Genomic DNA, 19038 nt, shown 5'->3' with positions numbered 1-19038 from the left:
CTGTCGTCACTTTGCCTCTCGGAAGGAACTCGGTCCACGATGCTCTCCGCCCGCAACCTCGAGGTCGTCTACGACGACGTCGTCCTGGCCCTGCGCGGAGTGAGCATCGACGTGCCCGAGGACGGCATCGTCGCACTCCTCGGCTCCAACGGGGCCGGCAAGACGACCCTGCTGCGCGCCCTCACCGGGCTGCTGGACATCCACCAGGGCGAGGTCACCAAGGGGCGCGTGACGCTGGACGACAAGCCGATCCACCGGATCAGCCCCGAGCGGGTCGTGCGCCAGGGAGTGCGCCAGGTGCTCGAGGGCCGTCGCGTGTTCGTGGAGCTCAGCGTCGAGGAGAACCTCAAGGTCGGTGCGCACACCGCCCGCTCGCGCATGGCGGACAACCTCGAGCGGGTGTACGCCCTGTTCCCGGTGCTGGGCGACCGGCGGGCCGCGACCGCGGGCTACCTCTCCGGCGGTGAGCAGCAGATGCTGGCCATCGGGCGCGCGATGATGTCCGAGCCGCGCTACCTCCTCCTCGACGAGCCGACCCTGGGCCTGGCGCCCAAGATGGTGGAGAACATCCGCGACGTGGTGCTCGAGATCAACAAGGGCGGCACCGCCGTCCTGCTGGTCGAGCAGAACGCGACCATGGCCCTCTCGATCGCCCACCACGGCTACGTCATGGAGACCGGCCGGGTCGTCCTCGACAAGCCGGCTGACGCCCTGCTGAAGGACGACGACGTGCGCGAGTTCTACCTCGGCCTCCACCCCGGCGAGGACGGCCGCAAGTCCTTCCGCGACACCAAGCACTACCGGCGCAAGAAGAGGTGGTCGGCATGACGGAGCAGGCACCGCACCCGGCACCCGTGGCCCGGCTCGACGACGTGCACCTGTCCTTCGCCGGCGTGAAGGCCGTCAACGGCGTGAGCTTCGAGGTGCGACCCGGCGAGCTGTTCGCGATCATCGGTCCCAACGGCGCGGGCAAGACGTCGCTGTTCAACGTGCTCTCCGGCGTCTACCGACCGCAGCAGGGGTCGGTGGAGTTCATGGGCGAGAGCATCCTGGGTCGCCGCCCGCACCGGATCGCCGCCATGGGGATGGCCCGGACGTTCCAGAACATCGCGCTGTTCGAGCACCTCACCGTGCTCGACAACCTCATGCTGGGCCGTCACCAGCACATCACCTACGGCTTCCTGCAGGCTTTCGCCTGGGTGGGCGCAGCCCGCCGCCAGGAGGTCGAGCACCGTCGCGCGGTCGAGGAGATCGTGGACTTCCTCGAGCTCGAGCAGTGGCGCAGCATGCCGGTCGGGCTGCTGCCGTACGGCGTGCAGAAGCGCGTCGAGCTCGGCCGGGCGCTCGCCATGGAGCCCAAGCTGCTGCTGCTCGACGAGCCGGTGGCCGGGATGAACCAGGAGGAGACCGAGGACACCGCCCGCTTCGTCCTCGACATCCGAGACGAGCTCGACGTCCCGATCATCATGGTCGAGCACGACATGGGCCTGGTCATGGACCTCGCCGACCGGGTGCTGGTCGTCGACTTCGGCACGCCGATCGTCACGGGCACGCCCGACGAGGTGCAGCGCCACCCCGACGTGGTGCGCGCCTACCTCGGCAGCGAGGTGGGGTCGTGACCAGCCCCGTCACCCGGATCCGGGCGCACGCCGAGTCGATGCCCGACGCGGTGGCGCTGCGCGACAAGCACCTCGGCGTCTGGCGGGAGTGGACTTGGGCGTCCTACTGGGAGCACGTCCAGCTGGCCGGCCACGCCTACCTCGCCCTGGGCGTCGTGCCCGGCGACCGTGTCGCCATCCACTCCGAGAACCGGCCGGAGTGGCTGATCTCCGACATGGGGGCGCTGGCCGCCCGTGCGGCGTCGGTGGGCGTCTATCCCACGAACCCCGCCGCCGAGGTGGGCTTCCTGCTCAACGACTCCGGGGCCAAGGTGCTCGTCGCGGAGGACCAGGAGCAGGTCGACAAGACCTTCGCCGTGCTCGACCAGGCGCCGAACCTGGTCCGCGTCGTCTACCTCGAGCCGCGAGGCATCCGTCACCGCTACGACAGCGAGCTGCTGCTCTCGTGGGAGGACTTCCTCGAGCTCGGCCGCGACCACCGGGAGTCCCACCCGGACGCGCTCGCTCAAGCGCTGGCCCAGCAGGAGCCCTCCGACCTCGCCACGTTGATCTACACCTCCGGCACCACCGGCCCCCCGAAGGGGGCGATGCTCACCGTCAGCAACGTGGAGTGCGCGATCGAGGTCCTCGTCGAGCAGGGCGCCTTCACCGACCCGCCGCCCGGGCCGGGGGACCTGACCCTGTCCTACCTGCCCCTGGCGCACGTCGCGGAGCGGATCTTCTCCACCTGGTTCAACGCCGCCGCGGGGACGCAGGTCAACTTCGCCGAGTCCATCGAGACGGTCCCGGTCAACCTCCGCGAGGTGCAGCCGACGATCCTGTTCGGCGTACCCCGCATCTGGGAGAAGCTGCTGGCCGGCGTGGAGACGCGGCTGTCCGGCGCCTCCTGGCTCAAGCGCACGGTGTCGCGGTTCTGGCTGGGCGTCGCGGAGGACATCGGACAGCGCCTGGTCGCGCAGGGCGGTGTGCACAGCACGTCGACGCGCCTGCGCTACGCCGTGGGCTACGTGTTCTTCTACCGCGCGCTCAAGGACCGGCTCGGCATGAGGAAGGTCCGCTACGCCGCGTCCGGGGCCGCCCCGATCGCGCCGGAGGTGCTGCGGTTCTTCATGGGGATCGGGGTGCCGATGCACGAGGTCTACGGGATGACGGAGAACACCGCGGTCGCCACCGGCAACCGTCCGGGCCGGATCCGCCTCGGCACCGTGGGCGAGGTGCACCCCGGCACCGAGCTGCGGATCGACGAGGAGACGGGGGAGATCCTCACCCGCAGCGGGGCGACCTTCGCCGGCTACTGGCAGCGCGAGGAGGCGACCCGGATGGCGCTGACCCCGGACGGCTGGCTGCACACCGGCGACGTCGGGGAGTGGGTCGAGGGGACGCACGTGAAGATCACCGACCGGATGAAGGACATCATCATCACCGCGGGCGGCAAGAACATCTCGCCGTCGATGATCGAGAACGAGCTCAAGGCCTCGCCGTTCATCCGCGAGGCGATCGTGATCGGCGACGGCCGCAAGTTCCTCACCGCCCTGATCGGCATCGAGCTCGACACCGTGGGCGAGTGGGCGCAGCGCCGCCAGCTCGGCTACAGCACCTACCGCGACCTGAGCGCCAAGCCGGAGGTCGTGGAGCTGGTCTCCGGCGTGGTCGACGCGGTCAACGCCAACCTGTCGCAGGTGGAGCGCATCAAGGTCTTCCGGCTGCTGCCCAAGGAGCTCGACCACGAGGACGGTGAGCTGACCGCCACGCAGAAGGTCAAGCGCTCCGCGATCTCCCAGATGTTCGAGGACACCGTCAGCGACATGTACACCGGAGCGACACGATGACCCAGTTCCTGGAAGTGGTCCTGCGCGGGCTCGGCTCGGGCTCGATCTACGCGCTGCTGGCCCTCGGCTTCGTGATCATCTACAAGTCCACCGGCGTGATCAGCTTCGCCCAGCCCGCGATGATGCTGACCGGCGCGACGATCACCAGCTACGTCGGTCCCGCCCTGGGCGTGATGCTCTTCACCGGCTTCTCCTTCTTCATGTCGATGGCCGTCGCGGCGCTCCTCACCGCGGTCCTCGCGCTGGTGATCGAACGAGGTGCGATCCGGCCGATGGTGGGACGCCCGGCCTTCGTGGTCGCGATCATCACCATCGGGATCGACATCGTGGTCCGCGTGGTGACCAGCGGCTTCATCGGCCTGGGCGCCCGCAACATCCCCAACCCGTGGGGCCTCGAGCGGGTCGAGCTGGCCGGCCTGCGGGTCCAGGAGCGACACCTGGTGTCGCTGGCCACGCTGGCCATCGTGGTGGCGGTCCTCTTCTGGTTCTACCGCTACACGCGCTACGGCCTCGCCATGCGGGCCGCCGCCTTCGACCAGGAGGCAGCGCTCACCCAGGGCGTCAGCGTCGGCAGCGTCTTCGCCCTGTCGTGGGCGATGGCGGGCGCCCTCGCCGCCGTGGCGGGGTCGCTGCTCGCCATCTCCGCGGGAGTCGACCGGCAGATCTGGATCGTGGCCCTGGTCGCGCTCCCCGCGATCATCCTCGGCGGCCTCGACTCGCTCGAGGGCGCCGTGGTCGGCGGGCTCGCCATCGGGGTCGTGGAGTCCCTGGTCGGCACCTACCAGCGCGACTACGCGCCCTGGCTGGGCGACAACTTCGCCGTCGTCTCGCCCTACGTCCTGATGCTGCTGGTGCTGCTCGCCAAGCCCTACGGCATCTTCGGAACACCGGAGGTGAGGCGCGTATGACCACCCTCTCGACGGGCTCGGATCGAGCCCCCCGCCAGGCCGCGACCCGCGCGCGACGCGGCGCACGGCTGTCCGGACGACCCCAGCTCTACCGGTCGTACGCCCAGGAGCTGGCCCTCTTCAACACCCGGCCCAAGCGGATCTGGGTCGGCCTCATCGTGCTGGTCGCCCTCGGGCTCTCGCTGATGCTGACCGACAACCACCTCAACACCCTGGCGCTGGCGTACGCCTTCGCGATCGGCGCGCTCGGCCTCAACATCATCACCGGCCTGGCCGGGCAGGTGTCCCTGGGTCACGCCTTCTTCCTCGGCGTCGGCGCCTACACGGCGGCGGCGATCTCCGGGGACCCGGACGGCCGCACGATCGGCTTCGGCATCACCAACATCCTGGTCTGGCTGCCCGCCGCCGGTCTGGTGGCCGGGCTCGCGGGCGTGCTGGTGGCGCCGCTGGCGACGCGGCTGCGCGGGCTCTACCTCGCCATCGTCACCCTCGGGCTGGTGTTCATCGGCGAGCACCTGTTCCGCGAGTGGAGCGACCTGACCGGTGGCGCCGGCGTGGGTCGGGAGGCTGCCGTGCCGGAGCTCTTCGGCATCGAGTTCGCCCGCGACGGCGACTACCTGACCTCGGACCAGAAGTTCTACCTGCTGATGCTGGTGCTGATGCTGGTGTTCGCGCTGGGCGCCCGCAACCTGGCGCGCTCGCGCACCGGGCGGTCCTTCGCCGCGGTCCGGGACCGCGACATGGCCGCGGAGATGATGGCCATCAACCTGCCGCGCGCCAAGACGGTGGCCTTCGCGATCTCGTCGTTCTACGCCGGCTGCTCGGGCGCGCTGATCTACAGCATCATCGGGTTCTTCGAGCCGTCCAGCTTCGGGCTCCTGCTGTCGGTGCAGTTCATCGCGATGGTGCTGATCGGGGGAGCGGGCACGGTAAGCGGCGCCATCATGGGCGCGCTGTTCATCACGCTGCTGCCGACCCTGACGCGCGAGCTCCCGGCGTACCTGCCCTTCATCTCGGGCCAGGTCACCGACACCCCCAACGTCTTCCAGCTCGAGCAGGTCCTCTACGGCCTCCTCATCGTCGGCTTCCTGCTGTTCGAGCCACGCGGACTCTTCGGCATCTGGATCCGGATTCGCAACTACTGGAAAGGCTGGCCCTTCAGCTACTGAGCGGCCGGACACACACAAAGGAGAGCACCGTGAAGTCAAGGAAGTCAGCAGTGCTGCTGGTCGCGCTGGCGCTGCTCGCCACCGGTTGTCGCGGTGGCGGGGAGGAGGACGGCGGATCGTCAGCCGTCAGCGCACCGGGGGTCACCGACGAGGCGTGCCCGGATGCGGTCAACGCCGACAACGGCTGCATCTACCTCGGCACCATCTCCGACCTGACCCAGGGACCGTTCGCCCCGCTGGGCGTGCCGATCACCGAGGCGCAGGCCGCGTTCTGGAACCGCGTCAACGAGGACGGCGGCATCGGTGGCTACGACATCGACGTCACCACCTACGTCAAGGACAACCTCTACAACCCGCAGACCCACCAGCAGGTCTACGGCGAGATCGAGGGCGAGGTGCTGGCGCTCGCGCAGACGCTGGGCTCGCCGACCACGCTGGCGATCATCCCCGACATGGACCGCGACGAGATGGTCGGCGCCCCGGCGTCGTGGACCTCGCTGTGGGCCTTCGAGGACGCGATCCTGGAGTCCGGAGCCAACTACTGCGTCGAGGGGATGAACGCCGTCGACTTCATGGTGGCGGAGAACGACATCTCCTCGGTGATGGCGGTCGGCTTCCCCGGCGACTACGGCGGTGACGGGGCGGCGGGAGCCGAGATCGCCGCCGAGGCCAACGGCATCGAGTTCACCGGCGTCGAGACCGCACCCGGCCAGGAGGCCCAGGCGGGCGCCATCAGCGCCATCGTGAAGCAGAAGCCCGGACTCGTGATCCTCGGGACCGGCCCCACCGAGACCGCCGTCATCGTCGGTCAGGCGGCCGCGCAGGGCTTCACGGGTCAGTTCATCGGCCTCGGCCCGACGTGGAACCCGGCGCTGCTGGAGACCCCGGCCGCCCCGGCCCTCGAGGCGCTCTACATGCAGTCCGGCTACTGGGGACCCTTCGGCACCGACACGCCCGGCCACCAGGCCATGCGCGACGCACTGGGCGACGTCGCCCAGCCCAACGACGGCTACACGGCCGGTTGGGCGTGGTCCTACCCGCTGAAGGCGGCGCTGGAGGAGTGGCTCGAGGGCGACTACGACAAGGACCGCGGCGGACTGCTCGAGGCGGTGCAGTCGCTGGAGACGATCGACTACGAGGGGATGCTCCCGGAGGAGGCCGGCAACAGGACCGGTGACCCCGACGAGACGATCTTCCGCGAGTCGGTGCTGAGCAAGGTCGACCCGTCCGCGCCGTCCGGCGTGGCCATCGTCGAAGACTTCGGCGCCGGCCCCACGGTGTCCGAGCACACCTTCGAAGGCGCGTGCTTCGAGGGCTGATCCGACGTCGGGCAGAGCCCGTGCCCGAACCCTGACCGCCCGGAGAGCGGTCAGGGTTCGGGTGCGGTCGCCCCGCCGCCGTACCCTTGTGGGGTGAGTGCCATCCCCACCCTCGAGCAGCTGCACGCGCTCGGGCCCCTCCAGCAGCCCACCTACCCCGACTCCGGGGCGGTCGATGCTGCCGTGGCCCGACTGAGGACCGCGCCGCCGCTGGTGTTTGCGGGCGAATGCGACGACCTCACCGCGAAGATCGCCGCGGTCTCCCGCGGGGAGGCGTTCCTGCTCCAGGGCGGCGACTGCGCCGAGACCTTCGCCGGCGTCACGGCCGACAACGTCCGCAACAAGCTGCGGGTGCTGCTCCAGATGGCCGTCGTGCTGACGTACGCCGCCTCGGTGCCCGTCGTGAAGCTCGGCCGCCTCGCCGGGCAGTACGCCAAGCCGCGCAGCAGCGACTTCGAGACCCGTCCGTCGCCCGACGGCCCGGTGACGCTGCCGGCCTACCGTGGCGACGCGGTCAACGGCTACGACTTCACTCCCGAGTCGCGCGTGCCGGACCCGCAGCGCCTCGTCGACGTCTACAACTCCTCGGCCGCGACGCTCAACCTGGTGCGCGCGTTCGTCACCGGCGGCTACGCCGACCTGCGCCAGGTGCACACCTGGAACACCGACTTCGTGCAGTCGTCGCCCTTCGGCCAGCGCTACGAGGCGATGGCGGACGAGATCGAGCGCGCGCTGACCTTCATGAAGGCCATCGGCGCCGACCCCGACGAGTTCCACCGCGTCGACTTCCACTCCAGCCACGAGGCGCTCCTCCTGGAGTACGAGCAGGCCCTGACCCGCATCGACTCGCGCACCGACGAGCCCTACAACGTCTCGGCCCACTTCGTGTGGATCGGCGAGCGCACCCGCCAGCTCGACGGTGCCCACATCGAGCTGCTGTCGAAGATCAAGAACCCCATCGGCATCAAGCTCGGGCCCTCCACGACCCCCGACGACGCGCTGGCCTACTCCGCGCGCCTCAACCCCGACAACATCCCGGGTCGCCTCACCTTCATCACCCGCTTCGGCGCCGGCAAGATCCGCGACGGGCTCCCCGCGCTGGTGGAGAAGGTCACCGCCGAGGGCCTCAACGTGGCGTGGGTCTGCGACCCGATGCACGGCAACACCTTCGAGGCGTCCTCGGGCTACAAGACGCGGCGCTTCGACGACGTGATCGAGGAGGTCCAGGGCTTCTTCGACGTGCACCGCAGCCTCGGCACCTGGCCCGGCGGCGTCCACGTCGAGCTCACCGGCGACGACGTCACCGAGTGCGTCGGCGGCGGCGAGGAGATCGACGAGGCCCAGCTGGCCAACCGCTACGAGTCCGTCTGCGACCCCCGCCTCAATCGGGTCCAGTCCCTCGAGCTGTCGTTCCTCGTCGCAGAGATGCTGCGAGCAGCCGGTCGCGAGGGACGAGCGAGCGGCGTGCGCGAGCAGGGTTGAGCAGCCCCGCCGGGTGAGCCTGCGAACCCGGACGACGGGCGTGACGAAACACGGCCCCGGAGGCAGAGACCCCCGGGAGCGGTGCGTGAGACAGGTCCTGGGCGTTCGGAACGTGTCTGGCTCACCGCCGCCCGGCGGGTCGGCTCCGCCGTGCCCCGGGTAGGTTCGCCCCCGTGATCGACCTGCGCTCCGACACCCTCACCCGTCCGACCGAGGCGATGCGGGCCGCGATGGCCCGTGCCGAGGTCGGCGACGACGTCTATGGCGAGGACCCGACGGTCACCGCCCTGCAGGAGCACGTGGCCGGGCTGTTCGGCCACGAGGCCGCGCTCTTCACGCCGACCGGGTCGATGGCCAACGTGCTCGCCGTGGCGAGCGTCGTGCAGCCGGGCGAGGAGGTGCTGTGCGAGTCGTCGGCCCACATCGCCCGCGCCGAGCTGGGCGCGCACGGCGCGATCAGCGGCATCACGATGCGTACGTGGACCGGTGAGCGCGGCCGTGTCGACCTCGCGGCGATCGAGGGCCTGCACGCGCCCGACATGGGGCCGTTCTTCGTGCGCACGGCGGCGGTGTCGGTGGAGAACACCCACAACTTCGCGGGCGGCACGGTCGTCCCGATCGACGACCTGCGCGACCTGCGCGCCTGGGCGGACACGACCGGCACGCGGGTGCACCTCGACGGAGCCCGGCTGTGGAACGCCCACGTCGCCACCGGCACGCCGCTGGCGGACTACGGCCGGATCGCCGACGTCCTCGCGGTCTGCCTCTCCAAGGGCCTCGGCGCGCCGGTGGGATCGCTCATGGTCGGCTCGGCCGACGCCATCGACCAGGCCCGCGTGCGGCGCAAGCGGATGGGCGGCGGGATGCGCCAGGTCGGCATCCTGGCCGCGGCAGGGGCGTACGCCCTCGCGCACCACGTCGAGCGGCTGGCCGACGACCACGCCCACGCCCGGCTGCTCGGCGAGGCGCTGGGCCTCGACCCGGCCGCCGTCGACACCAACATCGTGGTCGTCGACCGTCCCGACGCTGCGTCGTTCGTGGCGCGCGCGGCCGAGGACGGCGTGCGGATCGCGGCGGTCGGTCCCCGGGCCGTACGGCTCGTGACGCACCTCGACGTGTCGCGGGCCGACGCCGAGCGGGCCGCGGTGGTGCTCAGCCGGCTCGGCGACCGATGACCGAGACCTCGCTGATCGCGGTGTAGTCGCGGCCCAGGGTGCCGCTGCCCGGCGGCGTCACCGAGGTGATCGTCACGGTGACCGTCGAGGTCTCCACCGGCGGCAGCTTCAGCAGCTGCATGGCGGGCCGCTCCGCGAAGGTCTGCTCGACCTCGGTGCCGTCGTCGAAGGTCCAGGTGACGGCGAGGATGCGCCGGTTGTTGGGGTACCAGTCGACACCGGCGACCTGCTTGGCGTAGCCGTTGACCAGCCCGACGCGAGTGACCACGCCCGGCTCGGAGAGGGTGATGACGACCTGCCCGCCGGTGGCGTCGCCGGCGGTGCGCCACGTCGTGGCCGGGTTGCCGTCGGCCATCTGGGAGGCCTCGTAGGCCACCAGGGTGCCGTCGAGGTCGTTGGTCGCAGGAGCGGTCGCCGGCACCCCGAAGGTCGCGGAGTCCGCGAGGTCGAGGCGCTTGCCGACACCCGTCGGGACGTCGTTCGCAGCGTCAGACGGGTCCTCCTCGACCGGGGCACCGGCGCTCGTCGGGTCGGTGCCGGGGTCGGACGCGGTCGCGTCGCCGTCGGTGCCGAGCACACGGATCAGCACGACCACCAGCACCACCAGGGCGACGGCGAACGCGACCCAGACGGCCCACGCCCACCCGTGCACCGGGTCGTCGGCCGCGAGGTCGTCGACCTCCTCGTACGGGAGCAGGTCGTCGCGCGGGTCCCACGTGCTCCTGCGTGCGGGGCGTACGTCGGCAGGCGGGGGCTCGACGGGACCGGCCGGCGGGACCGGGGTCGGGTCGGCCGCCTGCACCGGCACCTCCACCGGCTGCTCGGCCTCCGCTGCGACAGGGGGCGGGGCAGGGGCCGGGGCGGGCGCGGGCGGGGGAGCGGTGGCAGGGGCGGGCGCCGGCGCACCGATCGGGTGCCCGCAGTTGAGGCAGAACCGGCCCACGCCGAGCTCTGCCCCGCATGCCACGCAGCTGTCCACGGCCCCACCCTAGGCGGGCGGATCCACCGCGTCCCGTGGTCTGCGAACGTCGGGGGCCGTGCGGCGGGGCCTCAGACCACGATGTGCGGGACCTCGCCCTCGACCACACGACGGGGGGCGAGCTCGACGGTCAGCATCGCGACGAGCACCATCGACCCGCCCAGCAGCAGGCGCGTGGTGACGTCCTCCCCGCCCAGCCAGACGGCGAAGAGCGAGGCGAAGACGGGCTCCATGCTCATGATGATGGCGCTGCGCGTCGGTGGCAGGTGGGCCTGCGCCCAGGTCTGGGCGAGCAGTCCGAGCGCACCGACGACGACGGCCATGTAGACGACCGAGACCCAGTCGCTCGTGCGGTCGGGGAGCACGATCCCGTCGTGGGCGGTGGCCGCGGTGCAGATCACCGCGATCACGATGATCTGCAGGATCGTCATGCCGACCGCGTCCTGGGCCGTCGACCAGGCGCCGAGCCCCACGATGTGCAGGGCGTAGAGGACCGCGGAGGCGAGCGTGATGAGCTCGCCGTAGCCGATGCTGAAGCCGCGCAGGGCCAGCACGCCGAGGCCGATCGTGGCCAGCAGCACGGCGGCCCACGTGATCGGCGGGATCCGGGTGCGGAGGATCGCGGCGGCGAGCAGCGGGGTGAAGACGACGTACAGCCCGGTCACGAAGCCGCTGATGCTCGCCGGCGTGTGCGCGAGCCCGGCGGTCTGCAGGATCTGCGCGATGCCGTAGAGCACGCCGAGGACGACGGCGTGGCGGCGCACCACCGGGGAGAGCCGACCGAGCGCGCGGGGTGCGACGAGCAGCAGCACGACCGCCGCGATGCTGAACCGCACGGCGAGGAAGTCGAGCGTCGGCACCCGGTCGAGCAGGTCCTTGATGAGGAAGAACGTCGAGCCCCAGCAGGCCGCGATGGCCAGCAGCGCGGCCGCCGCGAGCAGGGTCGTACGCCGGTTCTGCTCGTGCTCCACGGAGGAAGGCTAGGACGTCAGATGAGGAACAACGTGATCGTCGAGCCCTTCGGCACCGACTCCCCGGACCCCGGGTCGGAGCTGAAGACGAAGCCGAGTCCGAGGTATCCGTCGGCCTCGTCGGTCTCGACCGCGAAGCCGAGCCCTTCGAGCAGCGACGTCGCTGCCTCGACGCCCATCGCCCGCACGCGCGGGACCTCGACGAGCTCGGGGCCCTGGGAGACGACGAAGGAGACCGTGTCGCCGCGGAAGAGGGTGCCGCCGGTCGGGTCCTGGGAGATCACGAACCCCTCGGGAACCGTGTCGCTGAACTCCTCGCCGGCCACGCTCACCTCGAGGCGCCGCGCCTCGAGCGCGTCGCGGGCGTCGTCGAACGACTTCCCGGTGAAGTCCCTGACCTCGATCGGCTTGCGGCCGCGGCTGAGCACCAGGTCGACGACCGCGCCCGGCTTGAGCGTGGTGCCGGCCTTGGGCGAGGTGCGGATCACCTGCCCCTCGGGCACCGTCTCGCTCCACCTGCCGCGGCTCTCGCCGAAGACGAGGTTGGTCGCGGCCAGCGCGTCCTGCGCCTGGTCCTCGGTGCTCCCCTCGAGGGCAGGTACGTCGTAGCGCTCCGGTCCCAGGGACAGGACGAGCGCGACGGTCCCTCCGCTGAGGACCCGGTCGCCAGGGCCGGGGTCGGTGCCGATGACGAGGCCGGGGGCGACGTTCTCGGAGTAGGCCGGCTCGCCCTCCTCGACCTCCAGGCCGGCGGCCTCGAGCTCGGCGGTCGCGGCGGCCTGGTCGAGGTTCAGCACAGCGGGGGTGGTGGTGTAGCGCGCCCAGCCGAACCAGTAGGCACCGACGCCGATGCCGGCCACCAGCAGGAGCGCGAGCAGCAGGAGGATCGGGCCCTTCGCCGAACGGCGCCGCGCGGTCGTCCCGACCGGCGCGACCCTGGACGGGGCGCGCCCCGGTGCGGGGCGCGGGGCGGAGGCCGCAGCCGTCGGGCGCGCGGCTGCGGTCATCGGCTCGGTCACCGGGGCGGGCTCCGGCGCGGTGGGAGCAGGAGCAGCAGAGGTCGGCACGAGGTGGCGCTCGAGCGCGGTCGTGCGGTCGGGGCTGCCGTCGTCGACCAGCCCGGAGTCGCGGGGGTCGACCTCGGTCAGGAGCGCGAGGGCGCCGGCGTCGAACGGCTCGGGGGTGGTGTCGTTGCCGACCGGGCCGGCGTCGTCGGCCTCGGGCGTACGCCGGGGGAGCAGGTCGGAGGTCAGGTCGGGGTCCGAGGCCAGGCCGTCACGCAGCGCCTGCTCGACGCGGTGCAGCTGGTGCAGCAGCACGCCTGCGTCGGCGGCGCGGTGCTCGCGGTCGCGCGAGGTGGCGCGCGCGACGAGCGCGTCGACGTAGTCGGGGATGCCGGGCTGCACCACCGAGGGCATCGGCACGTCGTGGTGGACGTGGCGGTAGGCGACCTGGATCGGCGACTCGCCCTCGTGGGGCTTGCTGCCGGTGAGCAGCTCGTAGAGGACGACGCCGGCGGCGTAGACGTCCGCCCGCGCGTCGGCCCGCCCGTCGACGACCAGCTCGGGCGCGAGGTAGGACACCGTGCCGATCAGCACGCCGCCGGTCGCGGTGTGCTGGGTGTCGGCGCTGACGGCCTTGGCCAGGCCGAAGTCGGCGACCTTGACGCGACCGCCGTGGGCCTCGTCGGCGATGAGCACGTTCTCGGGCTTGACGTCGCGGTGGATCAGGCCGGCACGGTGGGCGGCGGCGAGGGCGGACACGACCGGCTCGAGCAGCGCCAGCGCCCGGGCCGGCGGCATCGGCGCCTCCTTGCGGATCACGTCGCGCAGGGTGTGCCCGGGGACGTACTCCATGACGAGGAAGACGGTGTCCTGCCCGTCGGAGGTGTCGTCGCCCTGGTCGTAGACCCCCACCACGTGGGGGTGGTTGAGCCGGGCCGCGGCGCGGGCCTCGCGGACGAAGCGCTCGGCGAACTCGCGGTCGTCACCGAGGCCGGGGTGCATCACCTTGACCGCGACCGTGCGGTCGAGGCGGGTGTCGGTGGCCTCGTAGACACTGGCCATGCCACCGCGGGCCACGCGCGGGCCGATGCGGTAGCGACCGTCGAGCAGCCGGCCGACCAAGGGGTCGCCGGAGCCGCCGGACGCAGCCGCGCGGGCGTGCTCGGATGGCTCCACTGCTCGACCTCCAGCGCCGGATCGCACAAGCGGACGGGGAAGGATCCGGCGTGCTCATCGTACGGAAGTGCGGGGCGCGGCCACGCGCAGGCGCGGTCCCGGCGTGGCGCGCCGCACCCGGCCCGCCACGCTCAGGACGGCGGGCGGCCGTCCTCGAGGCGGCGCTTGATGGCCTCCACGTTGTCGACGTAGGTGCGGGTCTCGTCGTAGAGCCCGTGGCGCTGCACCGCGCCGAGGCCCTGGTAGTAGGCGCCGATCTTGTGCGTACGCCGCTGTGTGTGCGCCGACAGCACCTTGAGCAGCAGCACGCCGGCCTGTGCGTTGTCGCCGAGCTTGCGCAGCCGCAGCGAGCGTCCGGCGTACTGCTCCATCCACCGCGCGGTCGACGGCAGGACCTGCATGGCGCCGATGGCGTTGGCGCTGGAGACCACGCCCATCTGCCAGCCGGACTCCTGCCACGACACGGCCAGGGCGAGCTGGGGGTCGACGCCGTGGCGGCGCGCGGCTCCCGCGACCACCCGCCGGACCTTCTCCCGGTCCGCGTCGGGGTGCTGCCACATCGAGGTGGCACGCCCGCCGTCGCGACCGTCGCCGTTGTTTCCGTCGCCGGTGCGCCCGACCACGGGGATCTCGATCCGGTCGCCGACGCGCAGCGAACCGCCGCCGTCGAGGTGGTTGTGGGAGACGATCTCGGCCGTCCACGCGTGGAAGCGCACGGCGAGGCCCGACGCGGTGTCGCCGGGCTGGACGACGTGGGACCGCAGGGTCCGGTCGGCGGGCAGCCGCTCGTGCTCGGCATGGGCGGGTGCCGCGCTCAGCACCGTCGCGAGCGAGGCGGCGAGGACGCCGACCGCGGTGGCGAGCGCGCGGGCTCGAGCTCGGTCGTGTCGGGGGTGGGGATGTCGGGGGTGGTCTGCTCGGGGCACGGGGGTCTGCTCCTCGTCCCGTCCGCTGCGCCCGGGGCACGAGGTCCCGGGAGGGAAGCGCGCGAACGAAGCAATCGACGCTACCGACCGCCGTACGTCGAACGCGAACGGCGGCCGGGTCGGGCGTGTCGCCCGACCCGGCCGCCGAGGCGGTGGTCGTGTGGTGCGGCGGTCAGCAGGCGCCGTTGAAGGTGCTGAGCTCGAGCTGCGGGGCCTTGATCGACTTCTCGTTGGGCGCGCGCATCGACCAGTAACGCATCCAGTCCATCTGCATCCGGGCCGGGTCCATCTTCTTGCCGCCCTGCGCGCGCAGCTCGAACTTCAGCTGCCGCGGCACCGGGTCCAGCGCGTCGGCGCGGCGCTCGGTGTTGATGACGTGTCCGTCGACGAACCAGGAGACGTGGTCCTTCGCGACCTCGACTCCGTAGGTGTGCCAGCGGTCGTTGCGCAGGTGGCGGCCGAGGAAGCCGCGGTAGGAGCTGCTCGGCAGGGTGTGGACGTAGGACTTCACGGTGTTAGTGCCGAGGGTGAAATTCTCGAGGCCGATGTCGCGTCCGCCGCAGTGCTGGTCGCGGGTGCCGCCGGGGACGAGCTCGGTGACGACCTTGAAGGGCTTGCCGCCCTTGACCTTCGACATGGTGCGGGCCCGCATCCGGATCTCCCAGCGGCCGTAGGTGTGGCCCTTGAGGTCGAGCGTGGCGGACACGCTGCCGCGCCGGGTGCTCATCAGCGTGAGCATGCCGTTCTGGGTGCGGACGACCCCGCGGCCCTTCTTCTTCCAGAAGGCCGGCTTGGGCCCGATGAACTCCTGGCGGAACACGCCGTGCTGGTACCAGCCGAAGGTGTTGCCGGCGTGGACCGGTCCGGGGGCGCCGTCGTAGTGGTCGGCCGAGGCGGGGGCGACGACGGGGGAGAGTGCCAGGGCGAGCATGCCCACGAGGGCTGCGGCGAGGGCAGATCGGAGGGGGTGCATCCACGACACGCTACGGATCCGGTGCCGGGGCGACAACTCCGTCCACGGTCCCTCAGCGTGTGCCGGTGCGCCGCGACTCACCGCCTGCGTCCCTCCTCGCCTAGGCTGCGGGCATGAGCGAGCGCAGTGAGCCGGCCACCCCCGGCACGAGTGACGTCCCCCTCGCCGAGCGTGACCTCGCCGCCCTCGTCACCGAGTGGCTGGACTGGGGCCAGGTGGCGGCCCTGCTGGGCGTGACGCCGGCCAAGGTCCGCACGATGATCCGCGAGCACGAGCTCGCCGCCGCCGTACCCAGGCCGGGTGCGGGCCCGTGCGTGCCGGCCGACTTCTTCCAGGACGGGCTGATCGTGAAGGGCCTGCCCGGCCTCCTCACGCTGCTGCACGACCACCGCTTCGACGACCGCGAGTGCATCGCGTGGCTCTTCACCGACGACGACCTCCCGGGGCGCCCGATCGACGCGCTGCGTGAGAACCGCGGCAGCGAGGTCAAGCGGCGCGCGCAGGTGCTGGAGTACTGATGCCGGCCTCGGCCGCACGGCAGCGCTACCGGTGGGTGGTGCTGCTCGCCGCGGCCGTGATCCTGCTGGTCTCGATGTTCATCCCGGCCGACCGGGACGGCACCGACCCCAGCGCCGGCAGCGGGACCAGCGACGCGCCGTCAGAGCTGTTGCCGCAGCTGGACGAGGCGGTCTCCGACGCCCCGACCACCTTCCCGTCCACCGGCTCGGCGAGCGGCCTCCCGCTCGTCGGGCTCTCCGACCTCCCGCCGGAGGCCGCCCGGACGGTCGAGCTGATCGAAACCGGCGGGCCGTTCCCCGAGCCCGAGCACGACGGCGGGGTGTTCGGCAACCGCGAAGAGCTCCTGCCCGACCGACCCCGCGGCTACTACCGCGAGTACACCGTGCCGACGCCCGGCTCGTACGACCGTGGCGCGCGCCGCATCGTGGCCGGCTCGCCCGGCGAGTACTACTGGACCGACGACCACTACAGCTCCTTCGCCCGCGTGGACGTGGACTCGTGAGCGGGCTCGCCGCGGTGCTGGCCGGGCGCGAGGCCCCCGGCATCCACACGTGGCACGGCGCCTTCGACGCCGCCGACGTACGCCACAGCGTCGAGCACGCCGGGTGGGGCTTCGCCCACGTCGACGGCTGGACCCGGGGGGACACCAAGGCAGGCTTCCTCGACGCCGTCGGGGATGCCCTCGACTTCCCCGCGCACTACGGCCGGAACTTCGACGCCCTCGCCGACTGCCTGCACGACATCGGCGCCGGGCGCGACGGGGTCGTCCTGCTCTGGGACGGGTGGGCCACCCTCGCCCGCGCCGACGAGCGGGCGTTCAGCATCGCCCTCAGCGTCCTCGGCTCCCGGGTCAACGACGACCGGGGTGTGCCGTTCGCGGTGCTGCTGCGCGGCGAGGGCCCGGTGCTCCCCGGGATCACGAGCCTCGACTGAGGCCCCTGCGCGCTCAGACGGTGCGCTGGGTCGCTGCGGCCGCGAGCTCGGTGAGCACCACGCGGGCACCGCCGTCGATCTCGGCCGCGTGCAACGTCTCGACGGCATGGTCGGCCAACGAGCCGATCACCGCCTCGACCTGCGCGCGGGCGCCGGAGTCCTCGATGATCGCGCGCAGCTCCTCGACGTCGGCCGCGTCGAGCGGGGTGCCGAGCGCGGCGTCGAGGCGCCGGGCGGCCGCCGGGGGAGCGGCGTCGAGGGCGAGCGCGACGAGCACGGTGCGCTTGCCCTCCACCAGGTCGTCGCCGGCCGGCTTGCCGGTCTCCGCCGGGTCGCCGAAGACACCGAGCACGTCGTCGCGCAGCTGGAAGGCCTCGCCGAGCGGCAGGCCGAAGCGGCCCAGCTGCTCGAGCTGCGCGTCGGTGGCGCCGGCGAGACCGGCACCGATGTGGAGCGGCCGCTCGATGCTGTACTTCGCGGACTTGTAGCGCAGCACGGTCATCGCCGTGTCGACGTCGGCGTGGCCGCGGGCCTGGACCGAGACGTCGAGGAACTGCCCGGCGATCACCTCGGTGCGGCAGAGCTCGAGGAGCGCCATGCCGGAGGCGACGTCGTCGGCGGCGAAGCCGGAGCCCCGCAGCAGGTCGCCGGACCAGCCGAGCAGCAGATCGCCGAGCAGGATCGCGGCAGCGGCGCCGTACTGCTCCGGACTCCCTCGCCAGCCGGCCGCGCGGTGCTCGCCCTCGAAGGCGCGGTGCGTGGCCGGACGGCCGCGCCGCGTGTCGGAGGCGTCCATCAGGTCGTCGTGGACCAGCGCACTCGCGTGCAGCACCTCCAGCGACGCGCACGCGCGGGCCAGCGCAGCGTCGTCGGTGACGTCCGGCCGCACCGCGCGGTAGCCCCAGTGGCAGAAGGCGGCACGGAACCGCTTGCCGCCGCGCACCGCCGTACGCGCCTCGTCGATCAGGCGACCGGCGTCGGGGCCCAGCGGCGCGAGCTCGGCGGCGCGGCGGTCGAGGAAGGCATCCAGCACCTGCTGGACCTGGTCGCGGAAGGGTGCGGGGTCCCAGGTCGTCACGTCATGGAGCCTAATCAGTGGACAAGGGCACCGGCGCATCGCGGGGCTCCGTAGGCTTGCGCCCATGAGCGACGGACGGGGCCTGAGCATGCGCGACCTGCTCGCGCGCGGCGAGCGGTCCTTCTCCTTCGAGTTCTTCCCGCCGAAGGACGAGGCCGGCGAGGAGCAGCTGTGGCAGGCCATCACCGACCTGGAGCCCTACGGTCCGACCTTCGTCTCGGTGACCTACGGCGCCGGCGGCACCACGCGCGACCGCACCGTCGCCATCACCGAGCGCATCGCCCGCGAGACCAGCATGCTGCCGGTCGCGCACCTGACCTGCGTCGGCCACACGGTCGAGGAGCTCACCACGATCCTCGACGACCTCAGCCGGGCCGGCGTGCACCACGTGATGGCGCTGCGTGGTGACCCGCCGAGCGGTCCCGGGAGCCCCTGGACGCCGACCGAGGGCGGACTGACCTACGCCAACGAGCTGGTCGCGCTGATCCGCGAGCGGGCCGACATGCGCATCGGCGTCGCGGCCTTCCCCGAGGGCCACGTCGACGCGGTGGACCTCGAGACCGACGCGCGCGTGCTGAAGGCCAAGCACGACGCCGGTGCCGAGTTCGCCGTGACCGACATGGTGCTGCGCGCCTCCGACTACGTCGGCCTGGTCGAGCGGGCGCGGGCGGTGGGGGCCGACCTGCCGATCATCCCGGGCATCATGCCGATCCTGAACCTGCGCTCGATGCAGCGGATGGTCGAGTTCTCGCGCCGCCAGCTTCCCGCGGAGATCACCTCCCGGCTCGAGCCCCTCGCGGACGAGCCCGAGCGCCTGCGGGCGGAGGGCATCGCGATCGCGACCGAGCTGTGCCGCGACCTGCTCGAGGCGGGCGCCCCGGGTCTGCACTTCTACACCCTCAACCGCTCGAAGGCGACGCGCGAGATCTTCGCCAACCTGCGCATCACCGTGTGACCTGGCGCCGCCACGGCTCCGGC

At 72.1% G+C, this 19038-nt stretch carries 18 protein-coding genes; 12 read left to right on the top strand and 6 right to left on the bottom strand.

Going from position 1 to position 19038, the window contains the following annotated elements; genetic code table 11:
- Positions 1-39 precede the first annotated feature (39 nt).
- The 8 genes from CFI00_RS14835 to CFI00_RS14800 all read left to right on the top strand — a co-directional run bounded on the left by CFI00_RS14835 (position 40) and on the right by CFI00_RS14800 (position 9501).
- Positions 40-828, top strand: a complete 789-nt coding sequence (locus tag CFI00_RS14835; protein ID WP_207081864.1) for an ABC transporter ATP-binding protein — start codon at positions 40-42, stop codon at positions 826-828.
- On the top strand, positions 825-1619 hold the full coding sequence (locus tag CFI00_RS14830; protein ID WP_207081863.1) for an ABC transporter ATP-binding protein: 795 nt from the start codon (positions 825-827) through the stop codon (positions 1617-1619). The genes CFI00_RS14835 and CFI00_RS14830 overlap by 4 nt, the downstream gene beginning before the upstream one ends.
- Positions 1616-3448 carry an AMP-binding protein gene (locus tag CFI00_RS14825; RefSeq protein ID WP_242532413.1) on the top strand — a complete coding sequence of 611 codons (1833 nt, stop codon included), beginning with the start codon at positions 1616-1618 and terminating at the stop codon, positions 3446-3448. Before CFI00_RS14830 ends, CFI00_RS14825 begins: the two co-directional genes overlap by 4 nt.
- Positions 3445-4356 (top strand): branched-chain amino acid ABC transporter permease, encoded by a 912-nt coding sequence (locus tag CFI00_RS14820; RefSeq protein WP_207081862.1) that lies wholly within the window; start codon positions 3445-3447, stop codon positions 4354-4356. The genes CFI00_RS14825 and CFI00_RS14820 overlap by 4 nt, the downstream gene beginning before the upstream one ends.
- On the top strand, positions 4353-5525 hold the full coding sequence (locus CFI00_RS14815) for a branched-chain amino acid ABC transporter permease (RefSeq protein WP_242532412.1): 1173 nt from the start codon (positions 4353-4355) through the stop codon (positions 5523-5525). Before CFI00_RS14820 ends, CFI00_RS14815 begins: the two co-directional genes overlap by 4 nt.
- A gap of 29 nt (positions 5526-5554) precedes the next feature.
- On the top strand, positions 5555-6844 hold the full coding sequence (locus tag CFI00_RS14810) for an ABC transporter substrate-binding protein (protein ID WP_242532411.1): 1290 nt from the start codon (positions 5555-5557) through the stop codon (positions 6842-6844).
- A 93-nt stretch (positions 6845-6937) separates the two neighbouring features.
- Positions 6938-8326: a 3-deoxy-7-phosphoheptulonate synthase class II gene (locus CFI00_RS14805; RefSeq protein ID WP_207081861.1), complete on the top strand. Its 1389-nt coding sequence runs from the start codon at positions 6938-6940 to the stop codon at positions 8324-8326.
- Between the two features lie 173 nt (positions 8327-8499).
- On the top strand, positions 8500-9501 hold the full coding sequence (locus CFI00_RS14800) for a GntG family PLP-dependent aldolase (RefSeq protein WP_207081860.1): 1002 nt from the start codon (positions 8500-8502) through the stop codon (positions 9499-9501).
- Here the strand turns inward: CFI00_RS14800 and CFI00_RS14795 are convergent.
- The 5 genes from CFI00_RS14795 to CFI00_RS14775 all read right to left on the bottom strand — a co-directional run bounded on the left by CFI00_RS14795 (position 9479) and on the right by CFI00_RS14775 (position 15530).
- Positions 9479-10480, bottom strand: a complete 1002-nt coding sequence (locus CFI00_RS14795) for a zinc ribbon domain-containing protein (RefSeq protein WP_207081859.1) — start codon at positions 10478-10480, stop codon at positions 9479-9481. The genes CFI00_RS14800 and CFI00_RS14795 overlap by 23 nt on opposite strands.
- A 71-nt stretch (positions 10481-10551) precedes the next feature.
- Positions 10552-11451 (bottom strand): DMT family transporter, encoded by a 900-nt coding sequence (locus CFI00_RS14790; RefSeq protein ID WP_207081858.1) that lies wholly within the window; start codon positions 11449-11451, stop codon positions 10552-10554.
- Positions 11452-11468: 17 nt separating this feature from the next.
- Positions 11469-13631, bottom strand: coding sequence for a PASTA domain-containing protein (locus CFI00_RS14785; protein WP_207081857.1), 2163 nt, complete (start codon positions 13629-13631; stop codon positions 11469-11471).
- Positions 13632-13762: 131 nt separating this feature from the next.
- Positions 13763-14557 carry a transglycosylase SLT domain-containing protein gene (locus tag CFI00_RS14780; protein WP_207081856.1) on the bottom strand — a complete coding sequence of 265 codons (795 nt, stop codon included), beginning with the start codon at positions 14555-14557 and terminating at the stop codon, positions 13763-13765.
- Between the two features lie 172 nt (positions 14558-14729).
- Entirely contained in the window at positions 14730-15530 is an 801-nt protein-coding gene (locus tag CFI00_RS14775) for a glycoside hydrolase family 16 protein (RefSeq protein WP_207081855.1), read from the bottom strand.
- A 113-nt stretch (positions 15531-15643) separates the two neighbouring features.
- Between CFI00_RS14775 and CFI00_RS14770 the strand changes: the two genes are divergently transcribed.
- Genes CFI00_RS14770 through CFI00_RS14760 form a run of 3 tightly spaced genes read left to right on the top strand, consistent with a single transcriptional unit; the run spans position 15644 to position 16982 of the window.
- Complete coding sequence (locus CFI00_RS14770) at positions 15644-16048, top strand: Rv2175c family DNA-binding protein (protein WP_207081854.1); 405 nt, start codon at positions 15644-15646, stop codon at positions 16046-16048.
- A complete protein-coding gene (locus tag CFI00_RS14765; RefSeq protein WP_242532410.1) occupies positions 16048-16551 on the top strand; it encodes a ribonuclease domain-containing protein in 504 nt (167 codons plus the stop codon). The genes CFI00_RS14770 and CFI00_RS14765 overlap by 1 nt, the downstream gene beginning before the upstream one ends.
- Positions 16548-16982, top strand: a complete 435-nt coding sequence (locus CFI00_RS14760) for a barstar family protein (protein ID WP_207081853.1) — start codon at positions 16548-16550, stop codon at positions 16980-16982. Before CFI00_RS14765 ends, CFI00_RS14760 begins: the two co-directional genes overlap by 4 nt.
- A 13-nt stretch (positions 16983-16995) precedes the next feature.
- Here CFI00_RS14760 and CFI00_RS14755 read toward each other — a convergent pair whose 3' ends face one another.
- Positions 16996-18060: a polyprenyl synthetase family protein gene (locus tag CFI00_RS14755; protein WP_242532409.1), complete on the bottom strand. Its 1065-nt coding sequence runs from the start codon at positions 18058-18060 to the stop codon at positions 16996-16998.
- 64 nt (positions 18061-18124) lie between these two features.
- On the opposite strand from CFI00_RS14755, the gene metF reads away from it, so the two are divergent.
- Positions 18125-19015, top strand: coding sequence for a methylenetetrahydrofolate reductase [NAD(P)H] (gene metF / locus CFI00_RS14750; RefSeq protein ID WP_207081851.1), 891 nt, complete (start codon positions 18125-18127; stop codon positions 19013-19015).
- The last annotated feature ends 23 nt before the right edge of the window (positions 19016-19038 follow it).

This window comes from Nocardioides sp. S5 (assembly GCF_017310035.1).
Classification (GTDB): domain Bacteria; phylum Actinomycetota; class Actinomycetes; order Propionibacteriales; family Nocardioidaceae; genus Nocardioides.
This window is presented reverse-complemented; position numbering and strand designations above follow the sequence as displayed.

Coding starts and splice junctions, on each gene's coding strand:
- CFI00_RS14835 (WP_207081864.1), top strand. CDS start 40: ATGCTCTCCGCCCGCAACCTCGAGGTCGTCTACGACGACGTCGTCCTG.
- CFI00_RS14830 (WP_207081863.1), top strand. CDS start 825: ATGACGGAGCAGGCACCGCACCCGGCACCCGTGGCCCGGCTCGACGAC.
- CFI00_RS14820 (WP_207081862.1), top strand. CDS start 3,445: ATGACCCAGTTCCTGGAAGTGGTCCTGCGCGGGCTCGGCTCGGGCTCG.
- CFI00_RS14815 (WP_242532412.1), top strand. CDS start 4,353: ATGACCACCCTCTCGACGGGCTCGGATCGAGCCCCCCGCCAGGCCGCG.
- CFI00_RS14775 (WP_207081855.1), bottom strand. CDS start 15,530: ATGCACCCCCTCCGATCTGCCCTCGCCGCAGCCCTCGTGGGCATGCTC.
- CFI00_RS14770 (WP_207081854.1), top strand. CDS start 15,644: ATGAGCGAGCGCAGTGAGCCGGCCACCCCCGGCACGAGTGACGTCCCC.
- CFI00_RS14765 (WP_242532410.1), top strand. CDS start 16,048: ATGCCGGCCTCGGCCGCACGGCAGCGCTACCGGTGGGTGGTGCTGCTC.
- metF (WP_207081851.1), top strand. CDS start 18,125: ATGAGCGACGGACGGGGCCTGAGCATGCGCGACCTGCTCGCGCGCGGC.